The organism is Erythrobacter tepidarius (genome assembly GCF_002155695.1).
Classification (GTDB): Bacteria; Pseudomonadota; Alphaproteobacteria; order Sphingomonadales; family Sphingomonadaceae; genus Erythrobacter; species Erythrobacter tepidarius.
In genome coordinates, this window is sequence record NZ_MUYJ01000009.1 from 46,773 (window position 1) to 65,064 (window position 18,292).

Sequence of the window (18,292 nt, forward strand, 5' to 3'; positions counted from 1 at the left end):
CGGGCCGAACCGCTGCGCGCGGCCGATTGACTCCCCCTAAATATAGTTTTAAATATTTTTGCGTGGAGTCGCAAGTTATTCTTGTAAGTTAAAACATATAAATCTTCGTTAATCATTATTATATTTGGTTCGTCAGACAAAGATTTCATCTTGTCTGATGACGCAGCCTGATGTCCGCGCGAGACATGCCGGTGGTGGCCCCGTGCCGCTTTGCCGACGCCCCTTTGCGTTCCGTCGCCAGGCGGGGCGTTCGGCCGGCAAGGCGAAGATCATCGCGGCCTTCAGGCCAAGAAAAAACATGCCGGGTCGATGATGAAGCCAAGAAACGGAACAATCATCAGGAGGATAACGCCATGAAAAGGAATCTCATCATCGAGCTGGACTACGGCGCCCGGCTCGCCGAGGCTGCCTTTGCTGCCGCTTCCGATCCGCAGGCCGGACTCGATCCAGCCGCCGTGCCCGATATTGCCGGGATCGCACTTGATCCGAGCTTTGCACCGACCGTGATTCCGGGGGTCCATGCCACCGATCCGACGGCGCCGGGCTATGTCTCGGGCCAGAAGGTCGAACTCGCACTGACCGAAGCGGGCGAGATCGACCCGAACCAGGCCACCTACATCGTGCGCGCCACCGCCGAGGAAGACAAGGTCGAGGAGATCCTCGCCCAGAAGCACGTCGTGGGGGTCTTTGCCGATGTCGAGATCCAGCCGAGCCTGATCTGCCCCGGCAGCCCGCCGATGGGCGACGACGGCGATGTCGAGCGGTTGCTGTGCGTGCCGCAGATGCGGCGCCTGCGGATGGACGGCTCCGGGGTGCTGGTCGCGATCGTTGATACCGGTATCAACCTTGCCCACCTAAGCGCACGCGGCCGTCCGATCACGCTCGATGTCGCGCGCAGCTGGGTGCCAAGCCCCGGGATGGTGCCAGGCAATGCCCCGGTCGGCCACGGCACGATGTGCGCCTTCGACGCGGCGATCGCCGCCCCGCAGGCGACCTTCCTCGACATCCAGCTGTTGCGATCGAGCGCGAGCGGACCGACTCCGATGAGCGGTGTCCTGTCGGATGCGGTGCGCGCCTATAGCCACCTGATCTCGGTGATGACCGCGCCGCGCCGCCCCGGCGAGGCCCGTTCGCTGGTGGTCAACAACAGCTGGGGCATGTTCCACCCCTCGTGGGACTTCCCGGTGGGGCACCCCGGAAACTATTCGGACAATCCCAACCACCCGTTCAACCGGATCGTCGCCGCGCTCGAACGGGTCGGGGCAGACATCCTGTTTGCGGCCGGCAACTGCGGGGCGAACTGCCCCGACGGGCGCTGCCAGGGGGTGACTGCCAACGCGATCTACGGCGCCAACAGCCACCCCTCGGTGCTGACCATCGCCGGGGTCGACATCTCCAACACCCGCGTGGGCTACTCGTCGCAAGGTCCCGGGCGGCTGGCGCGCAACAAGCCGGATTTGGCGGGCTATACGCATTTTCGCGGGTCGGGGGTCTATGCCGCCGACGGCGGCACCTCGGCAGCGACGCCGGTGGTTGCGGGGGTGGTCGCGGCGGTGCGCAGCCGCCGTCCGTTCCAGCCCGGCAACCCCGCTGCCAGCCCTGCCGCGATCCGCGCGCTGATGCGCTCGACCGCGACCGATCTGGGTGCAGCCGGGTTCGATTTCGATCACGGCTTCGGCGTCGTTGGCGGGTGCGCGCTCGTCCGCCGGTTCATCCGCGTCCGGCCGATCAGGCCGATCGACATCTGCCGCCGCATCCCCGAACTGTGCCGGCCGCGGCCGCTGCCGATCGACATCTGCCGGCGCTTTCCGGAGATCTGCCGGGGGGTACGCCGTCCCGATCTCCCGCTGCCGCCGCCCGACCTGCCCCGCCCCGGACCGCAGTTCGCTGCGGATGACGAGAGCCTCGGCGACTTCGGGTTCGAGCTCGGCGGGGCGAGCCTCGAAGACCTGCTTGCCGCGGTCTGGGAGGCCGGATACTACGACGGTTCGCAAGTCACCGGCGGGGCGGCGGCCTCCCGCTCTCCGGCCAAGGGCTGCGGGTGCGGGTGTAGCTGAGGGCCTGGCCGAAGCGCCGCTGCCGGGTCTGACCGGCCCGCAGCGGCGCCGGCTGACCGACGCGTTCGAGAAAGGCCGACGATGGACACCGTCATGCTCCAGTTCCGTCATCGCGGCATGGCGCCGGGCCTCGACGAGGTGGCGGCGCTGTTCGGCCTCGCGCCCGGCGAGATCGATGCCACGTTCGGCGTGATTGCCACCGATCCGGCCGAGGGGCTCTACACCGTGCGCATCGACGTGCGCGGGGCCGATCGGGTGCGCGCAGCATTGGCGCAACGCCCCGCCGATCCGGCCGAGGGCCTGTTCGCCAACCCGCCCATCGCCCCCTTCGGCCCACCCGAAGACTGACTGCCCCGGATGCGGCACCGCCCGCATCAATCTCACTGGACGCAGCCGCGCCTTGCGCCTATCCCTATCCCATCCCCGGGGAGCACGCTTGTGCTGAGAGGGGCGGTTAGCATCGCCCGACCCGTCGAACCTGAACCGATTAGCATCGGCGGAGGGAGTGGGCTGGTCAGTGCACCAAATCCCGCGCTCTTTCCGCCCGTTGGAGAGAGAACGCACATGGCCGACATCAATTCCCCCGTCGAAATCGGCGTCACCACCGGGCCGATCCGCGGCAGCCGCAAGGTCTATGTCAGCGCCCGCACCGGATCGGGAATCCGCGTCGCGATGCGCGAGATTGATCTGGAAGGCGGCGAACCCCCGGTGCGGGTCTATGACACCTCCGGCCCCTACACCGATCCCGATGCCCATATCGACATCAGCGCCGGCCTCAATCCGATCCGCCGCGACTGGATCCTCGCGCGCGGCGATGTCGAGGATTACGAGGGCCGCGAGGTCAAGCCCGAAGACAATGGCCGCCTCGGGCCTGACCGTTCGGGCGGGGTTCCGAGCTTCCCCAAACCCGTCAGGCGCCCTCTACGGGCCAAGGCGGGGATGAATGTCACCCAGATGCACTATGCCCGGCGCGGGATCATCACCCCCGAGATGGAATATGTCGCCGAGCGCGAGAACCTCGGGCGCGAGATCGCCAAAGACCTCGTCCGCGACGGCGAGAGCTGGGGGGCGCAGATCCCCGATGTCATCACTCCCGAATTCGTCCGCAGCGAAGTCGCGCGCGGCCGGGCGATCATCCCCGCCAACATCAACCACCCGGAATCCGAGCCGATGGCGATCGGGCGCAACTTCCTCGTCAAGATCAACGCCAATATCGGCAATTCGGCGGTCGCCTCGGACGTGGCGAGCGAGGTCGACAAGATGGTCTGGGCGATCCGCTGGGGCGCGGACACGATCATGGACCTTTCCACGGGCCGCAACATCCACGACACCCGCGAATGGATCATCCGCAACAGCCCCGTGCCGGTCGGCACCGTGCCGATCTATCAGGCGCTGGAGAAGGTCGGCGGGATCGCCGAGGAGCTGACCTGGGAAATCTTCCGCGACACGCTGATCGAGCAGGCCGAACAGGGCGTCGACTACTTCACCATCCACGCCGGCGTGCGCCTGCCCTATATCCCGCTCACCGCCAAGCGCGTCACCGGCATCGTCAGCCGCGGCGGCTCGATCATGGCCAAGTGGTGCCTGGCGCACCACAAGGAGAGCTTCCTCTACGAGCACTTCGACGAAATCACCGAGATCATGAAGGCCTATGACATCGCCTATTCGCTGGGCGACGGCCTGCGCCCCGGTTCCATCGCCGACGCCAATGACGAAGCGCAATTCGCCGAGCTTTACACCCTGGGCGAGCTGACCAGGCGGGCCTGGGCGCAGGACGTGCAGGTGATGATCGAAGGCCCCGGCCACGTGCCGATGCACAAGATCAAGCAGAACATGGAAAAGCAGCTCGAAGCCTGCGGCGAGGCGCCGTTCTACACCTTGGGGCCGCTCGTCACCGACATCGCGCCGGGCTATGACCACATCACCAGCGGGATCGGCGCGGCGCAGATCGGGTGGTACGGCACGGCGATGCTTTGCTACGTCACGCCCAAGGAGCATCTCGGCCTGCCCGACCGCGACGATGTGAAGGTGGGCGTGGTCACCTACAAGCTCGCCGCCCACGCTGCCGACCTCGCCAAGGGGCACCCGGCAGCGCAGGTGCGCGACGATGCGCTCTCCAAGGCCCGCTTCGAGTTCCGCTGGCGCGACCAGTTCAACCTCAGCCTCGATCCCGATACGGCGGAGCAATACCACGACCAGACGCTCCCGGCGAAAGGTGCGAAGTCGGCGCATTTCTGCTCGATGTGCGGGCCGAAGTTCTGCTCGATGAAGATCACGCAGGAAGTCCGCGATTTCGCCGCCAGGCAGAACGCAGGCATCGAAACCTTCGTCGCCAGCGAAGAGGAGGCGGAAAAGGGCATGGCCGAGATGAGCGCCAAGTTCCGCGAAGTCGGCAACCAGCTCTACGTCGGCGCGGGGGACCGCGAGCATGACTGATGCAGGCGCAAGGGGGCGGGCGCGTATCGTGCTGCTCGCCCCGCTCGCGCTTCTGCTCGGCGGCTGCGTTTCCACCCCGCCGATTACCGCCCCGATTGCACAGGCCGAAACGCCGCGCTTCGATCCCTTCGCCTTCTTCGTTGGAAAGAGCCGCGGCACCGGCACGCTCGCCAAGGTGCTGTCCGATCCCGTCCCTATCACCGTGGTCAGCCGCGGGCGGATCGTCACCGAGGCCGAGACCGCATCGGCCTGGGCGATCCCGCCGCGCCGCGTGCTGGTGCTCGACCATACCGTGACCGAGGGCGACAAGCCCCGGCGTGCACGCCAGTGGCGGCTCGTCGAGCTCGCCCCCGGGCGCTACGAGGGCACGCTCACCGACGCGATCGGGCCGGTGACGGGGCGCTCCGAGGGCAACCGGCTGGTGCTCGAATACATGATGGAGGGCAGCTTCAAGGTGCGTCAGGAACTCACCCTCGCCCCCGACGGGACGCGCGCGGACAACGTGCTCAAGGTCAGCCAGCTTGGGATCACCGTGGCGGTTCTGGTGGAGGACATCCGCAAAACCCCCTGAACGCGCGTTCGCTTGCCCCTTGCACAATGCTTCTTTCCTCACCCCGTCGCGTAAGACGGTGCCGGATCTGCCATGGTGATCCAAGCCCTGGCGTCCGGGCGCAAGGCGCACGACGAGATTACGACGCCAAGGTTTGCGACCCCTTTCCTACACCCCCCGACCCGAGTCATCCTCCCCGGATGGCCCAGACACACTCCCCCCGCTCGCCCGGCGCGACTGCGCCCGTCACTCTCCCCGCCACGCCGCGCGCCGAGCGCCATGATGGCTGGTCTCGGCCCAAGCAGGTCGCCTTCCTGCGCGCGCTCTCGGCGACGCATTCCGTGGCCGAGGCGGCGCGGTCGGTGGGGTGTTCGCGGCAGTCGGCCTACCGGCTGCGCTCGCGCCTCAAGGGCCAGCCCTTCGACCTCGCGTGGGAGGTGGCGTTCCATCATTCCTATGACGTGCTCGCCCAAGCCGCGCTCGACCGCGCGATCAACGGGGTCGAGCGGCCGGTGTTCTACAGGGGCGAGCAGGTCGGCTCCTACCGCCATTTCGACGAGGGGCTGACGGTCGCGCTGCTGCGCTCGCGCACGCTTGAGGGCAATCCGCTGTTCGGCCGCCTGCGCCCGATGGCCGAGCGCTACGCGCGCGATTTCGAGAGCCTGCTGGCCAAGGTCGCGGCGGGCGAGGCCGTCGAGACCGGCGCGCTGACCGTCAACGATCCCGACGAATTCGCCACCTACCGCGAACAATTCTCCCGCGCCGGCCCCGGCTGTCCGTCCGCCATGAGCGACGATGAATTAATGCAGGCATTACAAGCATCTGGCTGGGAAGAGCCAGAGTGACACGGTGTCACCTTTGTCAACTTTGTTAGAAAATTACGCCGCCCGCTCCGTCCGGTTTCTTCCGCCCTCCTTGGCGGCATAGAGCGCGGCGTCGGCGCGGGAGATGAGGCGATCGACGCCCTCGTTTGCGCTCCTTGCGGCGATGCCGAAACTGGCGGTGAGGTGCCACGGGCCGCTCGTCGTGATCAGCGGGGTGATCGCGATGGCGGTGCGCACCGCCTCGATCCGCGCGGCGAAATCGGCCGGGTCGATGCCCCGTGCGGCGAGCAGGAATTCCTCGCCGCCGATCCGCGCGATCAGCCAGCCGGGCGGCACCAGCTTGCGCAGCATCGCGGCGAAGTGGACGAGGCTGGCGTCCCCGCCCTCATGGCCGAGCCGGTCGTTGATGCGCTTGAAGTGGTCGAGATCGGCGACCGCCAGCGCCAACGGCTCCGTCCCGGCCACCCAGCTCTCCAGCTTGGCGAGCGCGGCGCGGCGGTTGGCAAGGCCGGTAAGCGGATCCTGATGGGCGAGGCGATCGCGTTCGGCGCGCGCGGCCTCAAGCTGCAAGGTCAGCCCGGCGATCCAGCGGAAGGCAAGGCTCGCCACCGCCAGCGGGATGAGCACTGCGGCAATCATCGTGGCGGCGTAGTCGAGCTCGCCGAGCAGGATAAGGCAAAGATGGGTAAAGCTGACCGAAGCGAACACCGATCCGCCCACCACCCACAATCCCGTGCGCCGCAAGCGCGCACGCAGCGCCCCGCGCCCCGCAGCGGGTGGAGCGGGGCCGGCGGCCGCGGTGAAGACAGAGGCGTGTGGCATCATTGCCCAGGATACCGCCATGCCTCTCGCGAATGTCTTAACGAACTCCTGCGGGATGACCGATTAGGCGATCGGCGCAAGCTGTGTTATGGTCGGCCCGCTGACGTCGAAATTTGCGACGGACTTCGAACTTTGTGCTCCGCCGCCGCCAGGGATCCCCTCCCCGGCTCCGGCGTCTCTCAGACGACGACTTCCTTTCATTGGACGATACGAAGCACGACCCCTCGCCGCATTTCGCGGCGGGGTAATCCCATGTTCTTGAAAGGAACATTCCATGAGCAAGACCGGAACCGTGAAGTTCTTCAACACCGACAAGGGCTATGGCTTCATCCAGCCGGATGATGGCTCGTCCGACAGCTTCGTCCACATCAGCGCGGTGCAGGCCGCCGGCATGACGACGCTCGATAAGGACCAGCGCCTCAACTACGAGCTGGAGCGCGGGCGCAACGGCAAGGAAAGCGCCGTAAACCTTTCGCCGGCCCACTGAGGAATCGCCCTGGGCGGGGGCGCGCGGCCATGCGCTCCCCCGCCCGGCACCCTCGCCTTCTCCCTCTCCCGGCAGGACGGGCCCCATCGCCCAGACTTCCGAATTCCGGTGCGAACGCGCGGACGAGGCGGGCGGGCGAGATTGCCCAGGCTGCGGACAAGATCGCCTGACCAGCCTGGCGATCCGTGCAGTTCCCGCTGGAAACCCGGCTTCGGACTTCCCATCTTTGAAGCGGCAACAGGGAACCACGACTGGCTGACACAGGAGAGCCCGATGACAATGCAGTTCCAGTTCAATACTGACAGTTCGGTGATGGGAACCCAGAATGTGGCCGAGCGGATCGAGCAGCAGGTGCGGCACCGATTGGCGCGGTTCGCTAACCGGCTGACGCGGGTCGAGGTTCACGTCAGCGACGTCAACGGACGCAAGCACGGCGGAGACGACAAGCATTGCACCATCGAGGCGCGGCCGCGCGGCGCTCGTCCGATCGGGGTGACCGAGAAGGCCGCGGATGTCGATACCGCCGCAAGGAAGGCCGCCAACACCCTCGTCGAACGGCTCGAACGGATGTTCGGCAAGGCCGAGCGGCACAAGCACGATCCCTCGCCCGACAAGGCGATCTGACGGTCGGGCAAAGCCGCGGGCCTAGCTGCCGGAGATTCCGCATTCGCCCAGCAGCGCATCGATCTGCTTGGCCACCCCGAAGAACCCCGCCCTGGCATGGGGCCAGGTGGCCCGATCAAGATCGCCGAGCAGGCTAAGGACGCGGCCCTGCGCCGCCAGTGGTGCAAGCCCCGGGGCGAGCGCGTCGCGGGTCCATCCGGCGGGGATATAGGGCACGGCCAGGCGGGCAATTCCGCCCTCAGCCAGCAGCGGCTCGAGCGGCTCGCCCGCGTGCCATTCGCGCGCCGGGCAGCCGAAGGCAGCGGCGGCATCGGCCAGCCCGCCCGCTATCGCACCTGCGGCAAAGCGGGCGGCGGCCGTGCCGAGCGCACCGGGCGAGCGTGCCTCGGGCCGGCTCGCGCCGATCACCAGCGCGGGCGCGGCGGGCAGGGCAAGCGGTGCGTGATGCGCGGCCTCGTCATGCAGCAGCAGCGCGAAGGGCTGGGCAAAGTCCGCCGCGCTCACCGGCGGCGGCAGATCGGGCAGGCGGCGCGGGTGATCCTGCGGTTCCTCGAGCGGCGCCGCATCCTCTGCCAGCCCCTTTGCCGCCAGCGGACCGTCTGGCCGTCCGACAGTGTAGCGGGCGATGTTGTCAGAGCGCGCGAGATAGTGCTTGCCCTTGGTGTGCAGCCCTGCAACCCAGCGCCAGGAAAGCGTGTTCGAAGCCGCATCGCCATCCATCAGGTGCCGCAGGAAGAAATCCGCGCCGAGCTGCCAGTCGAGCTTCAGGGTGAAGATCCAGATGCTGGCAAGCCACATGCGGGCGTGGTTGTGGAGGTATCCAGTCTCCACCAGCTCCCGCGCCCAGACGTCGAAGGCCGCGATCCCGGTGCGGCCCGCAGTGGCTTGCCTGTAGGCCCTCGCCAATCCGCTGTTGCGCCCCATGGCCGCCAGCGCCGCGTCGCGGCCCGCGCAATAGTCTGCCCACACCCCAGGGCGCTGTTCGAGGTAGCCCTTGAAGTAGACTCGCCAGAACACCTCGGCGATGAACTTCTCCGCCGCGCATAGGGAATGCATGCCGAGCACCGCTTGCAGCACCTCGGTCTCGTCGATCAGTCCCGCATGGAGCCACGGCGAAAGCTGCGAGACATTGCCACGCCCGCCAGCCGCCGGGCCATTGTCGTGATTGCGCGCATCGGCATAGTGTCGGCCGGCGGCGGGAAGAAACTCGGCGAGGCGGTGCTGGCCGCGCGCGCGGGTCGGGGTGAAATCCATGGCCGCTGAACCGCTTGGCCGGAGCATGGTTCCGCCCTAAAGCTGTTTCCAAGCGCAAAGGAGTTCCCATGCCCCGCTGCCTTCCGACGCTTGCTGTGCTGCTGCTCGCCGCCTGCTCGCCCGCCCGGAAACACGGGATCGACCCCAAGGGACAGACCTTCGACGCCGTCGCGCCGGAGGAGGCGGTGACCATGATTGGCACCGAGCCGTTCTGGAACCTCAGGATCACCGCCGGCGAAGGCGTGTGGGCCACGCCGGAGAACCCCTCGGGCACCCGCATCGCGCTCAGCCGCTTTGCCGGAAACGGCGGTCTGGGCTTCACTGGCACGCTCGATGGCAGACCGCTCACCGCGACACTCACTCCCGGCCAGTGCAGCGACGGGATGAGCGAGCGCGCCTACCCCTTCGTCGCCACTATCGCTTTGCACGGGGAGACATTGCAAGGCTGCGGCTATACTGATCGCCAGCCCTTCACGGGCGAACCGGCGCCCTGAGGCTTGCGGGGATCAACAGGGGAGACACGCCATGACACTCACCGGAGGCTGCCTGTGCGGCAAGGTGCGCTACACCTGCGAGAGCGATCCGCTGCTGTGTGTCACCTGCCATTGCAAGAACTGCCAGCGTCAGGCGGGCAGCAGCCTGTCGGTGATCATCGGTGTGCCCGAAGGTGCAGTGGCCTATGACGGCGAGCTGACCACCTACAACGACACCGGGGACAGCGGCGCGACCGTACGCCGGCAGTTCTGCGGGACCTGCGGCTCGCCCGTCTTCACCCGGGTCGAAAACCCGCCGGGGATGATGTTCATCAAGGCCGGCACGCTCGACGATACCAGCATCCTCAAGCCCGCCTTCCACTGCTACACCAGAAGCAAGCAGGACTGGGTCGATCTCGGTGACATTCCCGGCTTCGAGACCGTTCCCGAAGGCCTCTAGCCGCGGGTCTAGAACCGTCCGGGAATCTCCAGATCGCCCGCGCCCGGCCGCGCCGGCATGAGCGGCTGGCGTTCGGGCAGGTCAAGTCCTGCGCGCGCGCGCTGGGCGGCATCGAAGGCGACAGCACCCTTCCCGCCCGAAATCGGGGTACAGGCCCGTCCGCCAAGGAAATCGAGCGCCGCCGCGATCGAGCTTTCGCGCGGATCGCCAAGCGGGCGGGTGATGTCGTCCCCGGCGCGGCAGGTGTTCGGCACCACGCTGGCAAGGCCGGTGAAATATTCGCCCTGGTTGTTGGCGTTGACCGTCTGGAACGCCACCGCTCGCACCCTGAGATCGCAGTCCGCCAGATCGAACCCGAATTGGCCGACTGGCTTGCCGAAGGTGTTGCCCCCCACCAGCGCCATGTTGGTGCCGAGATAGGGGATCAGCGAATTGGCGACCAGCTCGCTTGCCGAGGCGCTGGCGTTGGTGGTGATGAAAGCGATTCGGGTGGGGGTGATGGCGTTGGGTTCGGTGCGGAACAGACGCGTCTCGTTCTCGGCGGCCTTGGAAGCGCGCAGCACGGTCCGGCTCCATACCTGGCCAACCCGGCCCTTGCCCATCAGGTCGCCGAGGATGTCGGCCACCTCGACCAACCCGCCGCCATTGTAGCGCAGGTCGATGATCAGCTCGGTCACGCCCTGCGCGGCGAACTGGCCGAAGGCATTGCGCAGCTGGGCCGAGGCATCGGCGATGATAAAGGTCCGCAGGTTGATGTAGCCAACCCGCTTGCCGCCATCATTGAGCACCAGCGCACCATAGCGATCGGAGACCGGATCGAGCGCAAACTCGGTCTTGGTCACGGCGCGCTCGATCGTCGGCCCGCCGGGCTGCGGGATGAAGCGCAGCACCCGGGTGGTGCCGGCGGTCGAAGGGCCGAGAGCATCGACCACCGCCTGCGGCCCGCCGCTCGCCATCAGGCTTGCGACGCTCTGGAGATTGTTACTGGCGGTGCCGATGGCGACAATCTCTGTGCCGCGATCAAGCCCGGCGGCAAGGCCATTGGCGCCTTCGAAAGCCTCGGTCACAAACACGCGGTTGGCATTGGTGTCATAGAACAGACGGATGCCGAAGCCTGCCGAGGCACCCGAATTGATCAGCGCGTTTTCTTCCGCGATCGAGGTGGCGAAGGTGAAGAAGCGGTCACGGTTCTGGGCGCGGGCCGGGGCGACCCGGGCGTCGAGATAGGCCTGGAGATCGTTGAAGCTCGCCGGATTGACGGGCGCGAGCAGGTCCGGGAACAGGTACCATTCATTGAGCACCCGGTCGGCGAAGTCTTGCTGTGCGCGCAGGGAACATGCCGAACTGGTCGGGGTCGGGGTCGGATTCGGGGTGCCGCCACCGGTTGGTGGCGGTGCCGAACCGCCCCCGCCGCAGCTCACCAGCGCGCAGGCAATGATCGTACTGAGCACGGTGCGGGCGGCGTTCATGGCAGAATACGACTCCGGCAAAGGCAAGGCGGGCAACGGTGGCACCGGCATAATCCGGCACCCCGCCATGGATGCAATGTCTTGGCGCCGATAGCAAGCCGCGCGAATGCGCGGCTGCAAAACCCGTTTCCGTGCTGTTTTTGCCTGCATTTGCAGGGTTTTCCTCAGAATCCGGCGAAAACCGCCCGGCCAAGCCTCGTCTCGCGCTGCCGAAAAGACTAGCACGGGCAGCATGAAGCGACAGAATCATGATTGACTTTCCCGCCTGGCTCGCCGCCCACGTTCCCGCGCCCGCACGCCATCCCGGCCTTGCGGTGGCAGCGCTTGGCTCGGCCCAGACACTCGGGCGCGGGGGGTTTGCGCTGACCAGCCCGGCCTTTGCCGCGGGTGAGGAGCTGGATGGCAGCTTCACCGCCACGGAGGAAGATGCGGTCGCGCCGCCGCTCGAATGGAGCGCGCCGCCACCGGGTTCGCAGGAGCTGGTCGTCATCGTCGAGGATGCATCGGCGACGAACCCCGAACCGCTCTGCCACTGGCTGGTCTGGGGCCTCGCCGGTCAGCGCGGCAAGCTGCTTGAGGGTGAGGTGCCCCCGCGCACGGGCAAAAACGCTTTCGGCAATTCCGAATGGCTGCCGCCCGATCCCCCCGAAGGCGAAACGCGCCATTACCTGTTCCAGGTTTTCGCTACCGATCTGCCACTGGTGCTGATGCCGGGTGCTGGTCGGGCGGAGCTGCTCGCATCACTGCAGGGCACGATTACGGCTTGCGCGGTGCTCCATGCCACCTTTACCGGGAGCATGGACGAAGATGCGGACTGGGAAGACGACGATTTGTGATCAACCTGCCATCAAGACAAGGGAGTAGAAAATGGCTGGATCGACCAACGCACTGCAGAAGCCGGTAAAGCTTTCGGGGGAACTCGAAGCGCTGATCGGCAAGGGCCCGATGACCCGCGCCCAGGTGACCTCGAAGGTGTGGGATTACATCAAGGCCAATGGCCTTCAGGACAGCAAGGACAAGCGCCAGATCAATCCCGATGCCAAGCTCGGCGCGGTGATCGGCAAGGATCAGATCTCGATGTTCAAGATGACCGCTGCGGTCGCAAAGCACCTGAGCTGAAATTGACGCCCCGCCGCTGGGTGGGATGCGCGACAAACGGCGCGCGGGGTGCTCAGCCCTCGTGCGCCGTTTTGCTTTCGCGTGACACCCACAGCGCGAGCCAGATGATCACCGGCTGCGCGATCATGCGCGGGACGTGGTAGGCAAGGCCAAGCCCGCCATCGTCGCGCGCCATGTCGATGATGAAGTGATTGATGTTCGCCGGCCACACGCACAAGGCATAAAGCGCCAGCCCCCAGCCCGCCGCGCGGCGCAGGGGCGGCGAGAAAGGCTGTACCAAGCCGATCGCGCCCAGGATTTCGGCCACGCCGGTCCACAGCACCACCGCCTCGGGCGCGGGCACCCATGCCGGCATGATCGCCAGGAAAGGCGCAGGCCGCACCAGATGGATGACACCGGCAACGAGATAGAACGTCGCCAGCAGCCAGCGCAGGGCAGTACGGGTCACCTGATCGGTTCCTCGCCCGGCTCCCACCCTGGCGGGGCGAGGGTGAAGCCAGCGAAGTCGAAACCCGGCACCACCACACAAGACACCAGGCTGTAGCCATGCACCGGCGTGCCGTGCGGGCGGGCCGCTTGCCATTCGTGCGGCGCCACAAGGCCCTGCAACCGTTGCCCCGCTCCCACGTCCGCCCCCAGCACCACCGACCGCACCGGCCCGGCATCGCTTGCCGCCAGCCGCAGTTCGACGGGATCGCCCGCCTGCCACAGCCACAGCTCGGTCGCATCGACCCGGTGCCAGTGCGAGGCCTCGTCGGCCTTGAGCAAGAAAATGATTGCAGTGCCCTCGGCCCGGCCAGGCGCACCGGCATCGCCCTGCCCCGCAGCGCAGGCCGCACCACGCCAGGTCTCACGATACCAACCGCCTTCGGGGTGCGCGGCAAGGCCCAATTGTTCGATCAGGTTTTGCGCGCTATCGCTCATCTTGGCCTCGCTTAAAGCCCTTCGGCCTGCCTTACCGGGAGTTTTTCCAGACATGCAAGCCACTGCCCCGCGCGTTTTCCTCGCTCTTGCCGCCGCGCTGATGCTGGCCGCGCCCGCCGCCGGGCAGAAGAAGGTCAGCGAGGAGCAGGCGGTCGCCACCGCACGGGCCGCGCTCGAGGCGGCGCCGGTGTTCGACGGGCATAATGACACTCCCGGCCAGCTGCGCACGCGGCGCAACAACCAGATCAACGACTTCGACTTCACCGACACGACCGCCACCGCCGATCCGGCGACCGGCAAGGGCGCGATGCATACCGATCTCACCCGGCTCAAGGCGGGCAAGGTCGGGGCACAGTTCTGGTCGGTCTATGTCCCGCACAACGCCAACGAGGCCGCCGCGGTTCAGCAGACCATCGAGCAGATCGACGTCACCAAGCGCCTGATCGCGCGCTATCCGCAGGCGATGCGCTATGCCGAGACCGCCGATCAGGTCGAAGCCGCGATGCGCGACGGCCGCATCGCCTCCCTGCTGGGGATGGAGGGCGGCTATTCGATCGGCTCCAACCTTGGCGTGCTGCGCCAGTTCTATGCGCTGGGCGCGCGCTACATGACGCTCACCCACAACAGCAACACGGCTTGGGCCGATGCCGCAACCGACGATCCCAAGCACGGCGGGCTGACCGATTTCGGCAAGGACGTCGTGCGCGAGATGAACCGGCTGGGGATGCTCGTCGACCTCAGCCATGTCAGCGAAAAGGTGATGCACGACGCGCTCGATGTGGCGCGTGCGCCGGTGATCTTCAGCCATTCGGGCGCACGCGGCGTGACCCCGCATCCGCGCAACGTGCCGGATTCGGTGCTGGCGCGCCTGCCCGAGAACGGCGGAATCGTGATGGTGGTGGCGCTGCCGCGTTTCATCAATGAGGAGCTGCGCCAGTGGGACGCACGCCGCAACGCCGAGATCGCGCGGCTGCGGGTGGTGCACCTTGGCAATCCCGAGGCGGCGGCGGCGGCGATGGACGCGTGGCTGGCGAGCAATCCCGAGCCCAAGAGCACCATCAGCGATGTCGCTGATCACATCGATCACATCCGCAAGGTCGCCGGCGTTGAACATATCGGCATCGGCGGGGACTATGACGGGATGCCGATCGGGCCGGTGGGGATGGAGGATGTCAGCGGCTACCCTGCGCTGTTCGTGGAACTGGCGCGGCGCGGCTATTCGCAGGCCGAGCTGGAAATGATCGCGAGCCGCAACGCGCTGCGCGTGCTGCGCGCGGCCGAGGCCTATGCTGCGAGCGTGGCGGACGAGCTGCCGATCGAAACCCCGATCAACCCGCCGACCAAGCCGGAATAATCAATGGCTGGCCCGGGCCAGCGCGGGGATGATCCACACGAGACTCATCGCGATCACCGCAAAGCCGAGGCTGAAGGCCAGCACATAGCGCAGGCCGGTATTGCTGACAGCCCCGCGCGCGGCCTCGTCCTTGATGCGGATCGCTTCGTTCTGATCGGCCATTCGGCGCACTCCCGACAATTGTTGACGTTACGGAAACACCTTCCGTAACGGCAATCAACTACACAGGCGCCAAATGGTTCCGCGTCAGTCCCTGAGCAGTTCGTTGATGCCGGTCTTGGAGCGGGTCTGGGCGTCGACGGTCTTGACGATCACCGCGCAGTAGAGACTGGGACCGGGGCTGCCGTCGGGCAGGGGCTTGCCGGGCATCGAGCCGGGGACGACGACGGCATAGGGCGGGACTTCGCCCATGTAGACCCGACCGGTGGCGCGATCGACGATCTTGGTCGATGCGCCGAGATAGACACCCATCGAAAGCACCGCGCCTTCGCCCACACGCACGCCTTCGGCGACTTCCGCGCGCGCGCCAATGAACGCGCCGTCACCGATGATCACGGGCTCGGCCTGAAGCGGTTCGAGCACACCACCGATCCCTGCGCCGCCCGAAATGTGGACATTGGCACCGATCTGGGCACAGGATCCGACCGTTGCCCAGGTGTCGATCATCGTGTTCTCGCCAACGTAAGCGCCGATGTTGACGAAGCATGGCATCAGCACCACGCCCTTGGAAATATGCGCGCCGCGACGGACAACCGCGCCCGGCACCACCCGGAAGCCGGCTTGCTTGAAACGGTTCTCGCCCCAGCCGGCGAACTTCAGCGACACCTTGTCATAGGCCGGCGCGCCTGCCGCGCCGCCATCCATGACGCGGTTGTCACTGAGCCGGAAGCTCAGCAACACCGCCTTCTTGAGCCATTGGTTGACAGTCCAGCCGCCTTTTCCGTCAGGCTCGGCCACGCGCGCCTCGCCGCTGTCGAGCAGCGCCAGCGCATCGGCAACCTGATGGCGCACCTCGTGCCCCGGCGTAATCTCGGCGCGGTTCTCCCAAGCCTCTTCGATGGCAGCGATCAGCGTATCACTCATGGCGTTCTCCGGCGGACAATTGCGCCAGCGCGCCTAGCCGCGCAGGAGAGCCTCGGCAAGCGTCACGCAGGCATCCCCGCCGCCAGCGCGAACTGGTAGGCGCGCTCGGCCAGCGGTCGCACGCGATCGCTCATCGCTTGGGCGTGGGCGCTGGAAGCGGTGCCGTCGATCACCCGTTTCTTGATGCCCTGCATAATCCCGGCGAGGCGAAACAGGTTGTAGGCGAAGTACCAGTCCATGGGCGGCACCGGAAAGCCGGTACGCGCCACGTAGCGATCGACCGCTTCCTGCTGCGAGGGGATCCCGAGCGCGGCGATATCCAGCCCCAGCAGCCCCGCGCGGCCATCGGCGGGGTTGTGCCAGTTGAGCATCAGGTAGCTGAAATCGGCAATCGGATCGCCCAGCGTCGACAGCTCCCAGTCGAGCACGGCGATGATGCGCGGTTCGTGCTTGTGGAAGATCACGTTGTCGAGCCGGTAATCGCCGTGGACCACGCTGGAACGGTGCTGCGGCGGGACGGTCTGCGGCAGCCATTCGATCAGGCGCTCCATCTCAGGCATGTGCTCGGTTTCGGAGAGCTTGTACTGCTTGGTCCAGCGGGCGATCTGGCGTGCGCAATAGTCGGTCGGCTTGCCATAGTCGCCCATCCCGATCGCGTCGGGCTGGTGGAGATGCAGATCGGCGATGGTGTCAATCAGCGCGTTGTAGATCGCGCGGCGCTCGTCCGGGGTCATGCCCGGAAGCGCGCCGTTCCACAACGAGCGGCCATCGGCCATGCTCATAACGAAGAACTTCGCGCCGATGACATCGACATCCTCGCACAGGCCATAGGTGCGCGGTACCGGGAAGCCGGTGGGATAGAGCCCGGTCATCGCGACATATTCGCGATCGACCGCGTGGGCCGAGGGCAGCAGCTTGCCGAAGGGCTGGCGGCGCAGCACGTAGGACGTCTTGGGCGTGTCGATCCGGTAAGTCGGATTCGACTGGCCGCCCTTGAACTTGGTATAGCTGATCGGCCCTTCGAAGCCTTCGACATTGGCCTCGAACCAGCGGGTCAGTGAAGCGAGGTCGAGCGCGTCCTTCCCGGTCACCTCGACCGTGCCGACCATCTCCTTGTCGAAATCGATTTCCATCAGTCGAACACCACAACAGTGCGGGCCGAATTTCCGGCGCGCATGGTATTGAAGCCTTCATTCACCTGGTCGAGCGCAATGCGCTCGGCGATGATTGTGTCGAGATCGAGCAGTCCGCGCAAATAGAAGTCGACGAGGCGCGGCAGGTCGACCGGGAAGTGGTTCATCCCCATCAGCGCCCCCATCAGCTTCTTGCCGCTCAGCAGATCGAAAGCCGAAAGCCCAACCTTGCAATCGAGCGGCATCATGCCGAGGATCACGGCCGTGCCCCCGCGCCGCAGCGAGGCGACAGCAAGATCGGCGGAGGCCGGCCGACCGACCGCCTCGATCCCCCAGTCGACCCCGCCGTTCGAAATGGCGATGATCTGCTTGGCCGCATCCGGATCAAGCGCATCCACGGTGTGGGTCGCGCCCAGCACTTCGGCCAGCGCACGCTTCTCGGGCAGCGGATCGGCGGCGATGATCTTGCCTGCTCCGGCGATCTTGGCCGCGTTGATCGCGGCCAGACCCACGCCGCCGCAACCGACCACCAGCACGGTTTCGCCGGGGGTCACCTTGCAGGCGTTGAAGATCGTGCCCGCGCCGGTCGTCACCGCGCAGCCGAGCAGCGCGGCGCGATCGAACGGCATCGCCTTGTCGATCGCGACGCAGGCGTGCTCGTGGATCAGCATTTGCTCCGACAGGGCGGAGAGGTTGAGCATCTGGTTGACCGGCGCCCCATCGGCAAAGGCGATGCGCGGCGTCTCGCCCTTCTGACGACGGGTATCGCCACCAAGGCACAGCGCCATGCGGCCCGTCACGCAGAACTCGCAGTGGCCGCAGAAGGCCGAAAGGCACGAGACGACGTGATCACCCGGCTTCACGGTGCGAACCTCGCTGCCGACCGCGCGCACGATCCCCGCCGCCTCGTGCCCCGGAATGCAGGGCAGAGCGTGGGGATAGTGTCCGTCGATGAAGTGCAGATCCGAATGGCACAGCCCGCAGGCCTTGGTGTCGATCAGCACCTCATGCGGGCCGGGCTCGGCATAGGTCACTTCGGCAATGTGAAGGCCCTGGCCAGGGGTTTCGAGGATTGCGGCTTTTGCCATGTCATTTCCTTGTCCATTCCCGCCTGCGGGAGGCGAGCGAGACGTGGGCCTGCCTCGCAAGTCCTGTTCGCTGCGGGGTGGTCCCTTGCGGGCCCATGCCCACCCCCGCCCCTTCCCGCACAAGGGAAAGGGGAG

21 protein-coding genes and 1 riboswitch are annotated in these 18,292 nt (G+C 66.7%); of the genes, 12 read left to right on the forward strand and 9 right to left on the reverse strand.

From position 1 onward, the window contains the following. Positions 1-353: 353 nt before the first annotated feature. The 5 genes from BZF61_RS10035 (at position 354) to BZF61_RS10055 (ending at position 5,888) form a co-directional block, all read left to right on the forward strand. The gene (locus tag BZF61_RS10035) at positions 354-2,057 is read left to right on the forward strand and encodes a S8 family serine peptidase (RefSeq protein WP_086618961.1); all 1,704 of its coding nucleotides are present in this window, start codon (positions 354-356) and stop codon (positions 2,055-2,057) included. Positions 2,058-2,138: 81 nt separating this feature from the next. After that, positions 2,139-2,405 carry a hypothetical protein gene (locus BZF61_RS10040; protein ID WP_086618962.1) on the forward strand — a complete coding sequence of 89 codons (267 nt, stop codon included), beginning with the start codon at positions 2,139-2,141 and terminating at the stop codon, positions 2,403-2,405. Positions 2,406-2,471: 66 nt separating this feature from the next. Further along, positions 2,472-2,581, forward strand: a riboswitch (TPP riboswitch). 40 nt (positions 2,582-2,621) lie between these two features. After that, on the forward strand, positions 2,622-4,493 hold the full coding sequence (gene thiC / locus BZF61_RS10045; RefSeq protein ID WP_086618963.1) for a phosphomethylpyrimidine synthase ThiC: 1,872 nt from the start codon (positions 2,622-2,624) through the stop codon (positions 4,491-4,493). Next, on the forward strand, positions 4,486-5,064 hold the full coding sequence (locus BZF61_RS10050) for a DUF3833 family protein (protein ID WP_143737003.1): 579 nt from the start codon (positions 4,486-4,488) through the stop codon (positions 5,062-5,064). Before thiC ends, BZF61_RS10050 begins: the two co-directional genes overlap by 8 nt. Before the next feature lie 179 nt (positions 5,065-5,243). Continuing rightward, positions 5,244-5,888, forward strand: coding sequence for a hypothetical protein (locus BZF61_RS10055; RefSeq protein ID WP_086618966.1), 645 nt, complete (start codon positions 5,244-5,246; stop codon positions 5,886-5,888). 33 nt (positions 5,889-5,921) lie between these two features. Here the strand turns inward: BZF61_RS10055 and BZF61_RS10060 are convergent, their stop codons facing one another. Further along, positions 5,922-6,692: a GGDEF domain-containing protein gene (locus BZF61_RS10060; protein WP_158094088.1), complete on the reverse strand. Its 771-nt coding sequence runs from the start codon at positions 6,690-6,692 to the stop codon at positions 5,922-5,924. Positions 6,693-6,963: 271 nt separating this feature from the next. Here BZF61_RS10060 and BZF61_RS10065 point away from each other — a divergent pair, with 271 nt between their 5' ends. Then, positions 6,964-7,176, forward strand: a complete 213-nt coding sequence (locus BZF61_RS10065; protein ID WP_086618969.1) for a cold-shock protein — start codon at positions 6,964-6,966, stop codon at positions 7,174-7,176. 273 nt (positions 7,177-7,449) lie between these two features. Beyond that, complete coding sequence (locus BZF61_RS10070) at positions 7,450-7,800, forward strand: HPF/RaiA family ribosome-associated protein (RefSeq protein WP_245804578.1); 351 nt, start codon at positions 7,450-7,452, stop codon at positions 7,798-7,800. Positions 7,801-7,821: 21 nt separating this feature from the next. On the opposite strand, the gene BZF61_RS10075 is transcribed toward BZF61_RS10070, so the two are convergent. Beyond that, entirely contained in the window at positions 7,822-9,054 is a 1,233-nt protein-coding gene (locus BZF61_RS10075; RefSeq protein ID WP_086618970.1) for an FAD-binding domain-containing protein, read from the reverse strand. Positions 9,055-9,122: 68 nt separating this feature from the next. On the opposite strand from BZF61_RS10075, the gene BZF61_RS10080 reads away from it, so the two are divergent. After that, positions 9,123-9,548, forward strand: a complete 426-nt coding sequence (locus BZF61_RS10080) for a COG3650 family protein (protein ID WP_086618972.1) — start codon at positions 9,123-9,125, stop codon at positions 9,546-9,548. Positions 9,549-9,579: 31 nt separating this feature from the next. Continuing rightward, complete coding sequence (locus BZF61_RS10085; RefSeq protein ID WP_086618973.1) at positions 9,580-9,987, forward strand: GFA family protein; 408 nt, start codon at positions 9,580-9,582, stop codon at positions 9,985-9,987. 8 nt (positions 9,988-9,995) lie between these two features. On the opposite strand, the gene BZF61_RS10090 is transcribed toward BZF61_RS10085, so the two are convergent. Next, positions 9,996-11,456, reverse strand: a complete 1,461-nt coding sequence (locus tag BZF61_RS10090) for a S41 family peptidase (protein WP_086618975.1) — start codon at positions 11,454-11,456, stop codon at positions 9,996-9,998. Positions 11,457-11,704: 248 nt separating this feature from the next. Here BZF61_RS10090 and BZF61_RS10095 point away from each other — a divergent pair, with 248 nt between their 5' ends. Both BZF61_RS10095 and BZF61_RS10100 read left to right on the forward strand, forming a co-directional pair. Further along, positions 11,705-12,292: a YbhB/YbcL family Raf kinase inhibitor-like protein gene (locus BZF61_RS10095; protein ID WP_086618977.1), complete on the forward strand. Its 588-nt coding sequence runs from the start codon at positions 11,705-11,707 to the stop codon at positions 12,290-12,292. A gap of 31 nt (positions 12,293-12,323) precedes the next feature. Beyond that, complete coding sequence (locus BZF61_RS10100) at positions 12,324-12,575, forward strand: SWIB/MDM2 domain-containing protein (protein ID WP_086618979.1); 252 nt, start codon at positions 12,324-12,326, stop codon at positions 12,573-12,575. 52 nt (positions 12,576-12,627) lie between these two features. Here the strand turns inward: BZF61_RS10100 and BZF61_RS10105 are convergent, their stop codons facing one another. Next, positions 12,628-13,023: a DoxX family protein gene (locus tag BZF61_RS10105; protein ID WP_086619141.1), complete on the reverse strand. Its 396-nt coding sequence runs from the start codon at positions 13,021-13,023 to the stop codon at positions 12,628-12,630. Further along, entirely contained in the window at positions 13,020-13,499 is a 480-nt protein-coding gene (locus BZF61_RS10110; RefSeq protein WP_086618980.1) for a cupin domain-containing protein, read from the reverse strand. The genes BZF61_RS10105 and BZF61_RS10110 overlap by 4 nt, the downstream gene beginning before the upstream one ends. A 52-nt stretch (positions 13,500-13,551) precedes the next feature. On the opposite strand from BZF61_RS10110, the gene BZF61_RS10115 reads away from it, so the two are divergent. Then, entirely contained in the window at positions 13,552-14,853 is a 1,302-nt protein-coding gene (locus BZF61_RS10115; RefSeq protein ID WP_086618982.1) for a dipeptidase, read from the forward strand. Here the strand turns inward: BZF61_RS10115 and BZF61_RS15765 are convergent, their stop codons facing one another. From BZF61_RS15765 to BZF61_RS10130, 4 genes are all read right to left on the reverse strand, one after another. Continuing rightward, positions 14,854-15,015 (reverse strand): hypothetical protein, encoded by a 162-nt coding sequence (locus BZF61_RS15765; RefSeq protein ID WP_158094089.1) that lies wholly within the window; start codon positions 15,013-15,015, stop codon positions 14,854-14,856. It abuts the gene before it with no gap. Positions 15,016-15,099: 84 nt separating this feature from the next. Continuing rightward, the gene (dapD, locus tag BZF61_RS10120) at positions 15,100-15,936 is read right to left on the reverse strand and encodes a 2,3,4,5-tetrahydropyridine-2,6-dicarboxylate N-succinyltransferase (protein WP_086618983.1); all 837 of its coding nucleotides are present in this window, start codon (positions 15,934-15,936) and stop codon (positions 15,100-15,102) included. A 62-nt stretch (positions 15,937-15,998) separates the two neighbouring features. After that, on the reverse strand, positions 15,999-17,069 hold the full coding sequence (locus BZF61_RS10125; RefSeq protein ID WP_086618984.1) for a phosphotransferase family protein: 1,071 nt from the start codon (positions 17,067-17,069) through the stop codon (positions 15,999-16,001). After that, complete coding sequence (locus BZF61_RS10130) at positions 17,069-18,157, reverse strand: Zn-dependent alcohol dehydrogenase (protein WP_086618986.1); 1,089 nt, start codon at positions 18,155-18,157, stop codon at positions 17,069-17,071. The genes BZF61_RS10125 and BZF61_RS10130 overlap by 1 nt, the downstream gene beginning before the upstream one ends. Between the last annotated feature and the right edge of the window lie 135 nt (positions 18,158-18,292).

Excerpts from the sequence above, each read along its gene's own strand:
- BZF61_RS10090 (WP_086618975.1), bottom strand. The coding sequence starts at position 11,456 with ATGAACGCCGCCCGCACCGTGCTCAGTACGATCATTGCCTGCGCGCTG.
- BZF61_RS10050 (WP_143737003.1), top strand. The coding sequence starts at position 4,486 with ATGACTGATGCAGGCGCAAGGGGGCGGGCGCGTATCGTGCTGCTCGCC.
- BZF61_RS10040 (WP_086618962.1), top strand. The coding sequence starts at position 2,139 with ATGGACACCGTCATGCTCCAGTTCCGTCATCGCGGCATGGCGCCGGGC.
- BZF61_RS10130 (WP_086618986.1), bottom strand. The coding sequence starts at position 18,157 with ATGGCAAAAGCCGCAATCCTCGAAACCCCTGGCCAGGGCCTTCACATT.
- BZF61_RS10065 (WP_086618969.1), top strand. The coding sequence starts at position 6,964 with ATGAGCAAGACCGGAACCGTGAAGTTCTTCAACACCGACAAGGGCTAT.
- BZF61_RS10085 (WP_086618973.1), top strand. The coding sequence starts at position 9,580 with ATGACACTCACCGGAGGCTGCCTGTGCGGCAAGGTGCGCTACACCTGC.
- BZF61_RS10125 (WP_086618984.1), bottom strand. The coding sequence starts at position 17,069 with ATGGAAATCGATTTCGACAAGGAGATGGTCGGCACGGTCGAGGTGACC.
- BZF61_RS10070 (WP_245804578.1), top strand. The coding sequence starts at position 7,450 with ATGACAATGCAGTTCCAGTTCAATACTGACAGTTCGGTGATGGGAACC.
- BZF61_RS10035 (WP_086618961.1), top strand. The coding sequence starts at position 354 with ATGAAAAGGAATCTCATCATCGAGCTGGACTACGGCGCCCGGCTCGCC.
- BZF61_RS10095 (WP_086618977.1), top strand. The coding sequence starts at position 11,705 with ATGATTGACTTTCCCGCCTGGCTCGCCGCCCACGTTCCCGCGCCCGCA.
- BZF61_RS10055 (WP_086618966.1), top strand. The coding sequence starts at position 5,244 with ATGGCCCAGACACACTCCCCCCGCTCGCCCGGCGCGACTGCGCCCGTC.
- BZF61_RS10100 (WP_086618979.1), top strand. The coding sequence starts at position 12,324 with ATGGCTGGATCGACCAACGCACTGCAGAAGCCGGTAAAGCTTTCGGGG.
- BZF61_RS10075 (WP_086618970.1), bottom strand. The coding sequence starts at position 9,054 with ATGGATTTCACCCCGACCCGCGCGCGCGGCCAGCACCGCCTCGCCGAG.
- BZF61_RS10115 (WP_086618982.1), top strand. The coding sequence starts at position 13,552 with ATGCAAGCCACTGCCCCGCGCGTTTTCCTCGCTCTTGCCGCCGCGCTG.
- thiC (WP_086618963.1), top strand. The coding sequence starts at position 2,622 with ATGGCCGACATCAATTCCCCCGTCGAAATCGGCGTCACCACCGGGCCG.
- dapD (WP_086618983.1), bottom strand. The coding sequence starts at position 15,936 with ATGAGTGATACGCTGATCGCTGCCATCGAAGAGGCTTGGGAGAACCGC.
- BZF61_RS10110 (WP_086618980.1), bottom strand. The coding sequence starts at position 13,499 with ATGAGCGATAGCGCGCAAAACCTGATCGAACAATTGGGCCTTGCCGCG.
- BZF61_RS15765 (WP_158094089.1), bottom strand. The coding sequence starts at position 15,015 with ATGGCCGATCAGAACGAAGCGATCCGCATCAAGGACGAGGCCGCGCGC.
- BZF61_RS10080 (WP_086618972.1), top strand. The coding sequence starts at position 9,123 with ATGCCCCGCTGCCTTCCGACGCTTGCTGTGCTGCTGCTCGCCGCCTGC.
- BZF61_RS10060 (WP_158094088.1), bottom strand. The coding sequence starts at position 6,692 with ATGATGCCACACGCCTCTGTCTTCACCGCGGCCGCCGGCCCCGCTCCA.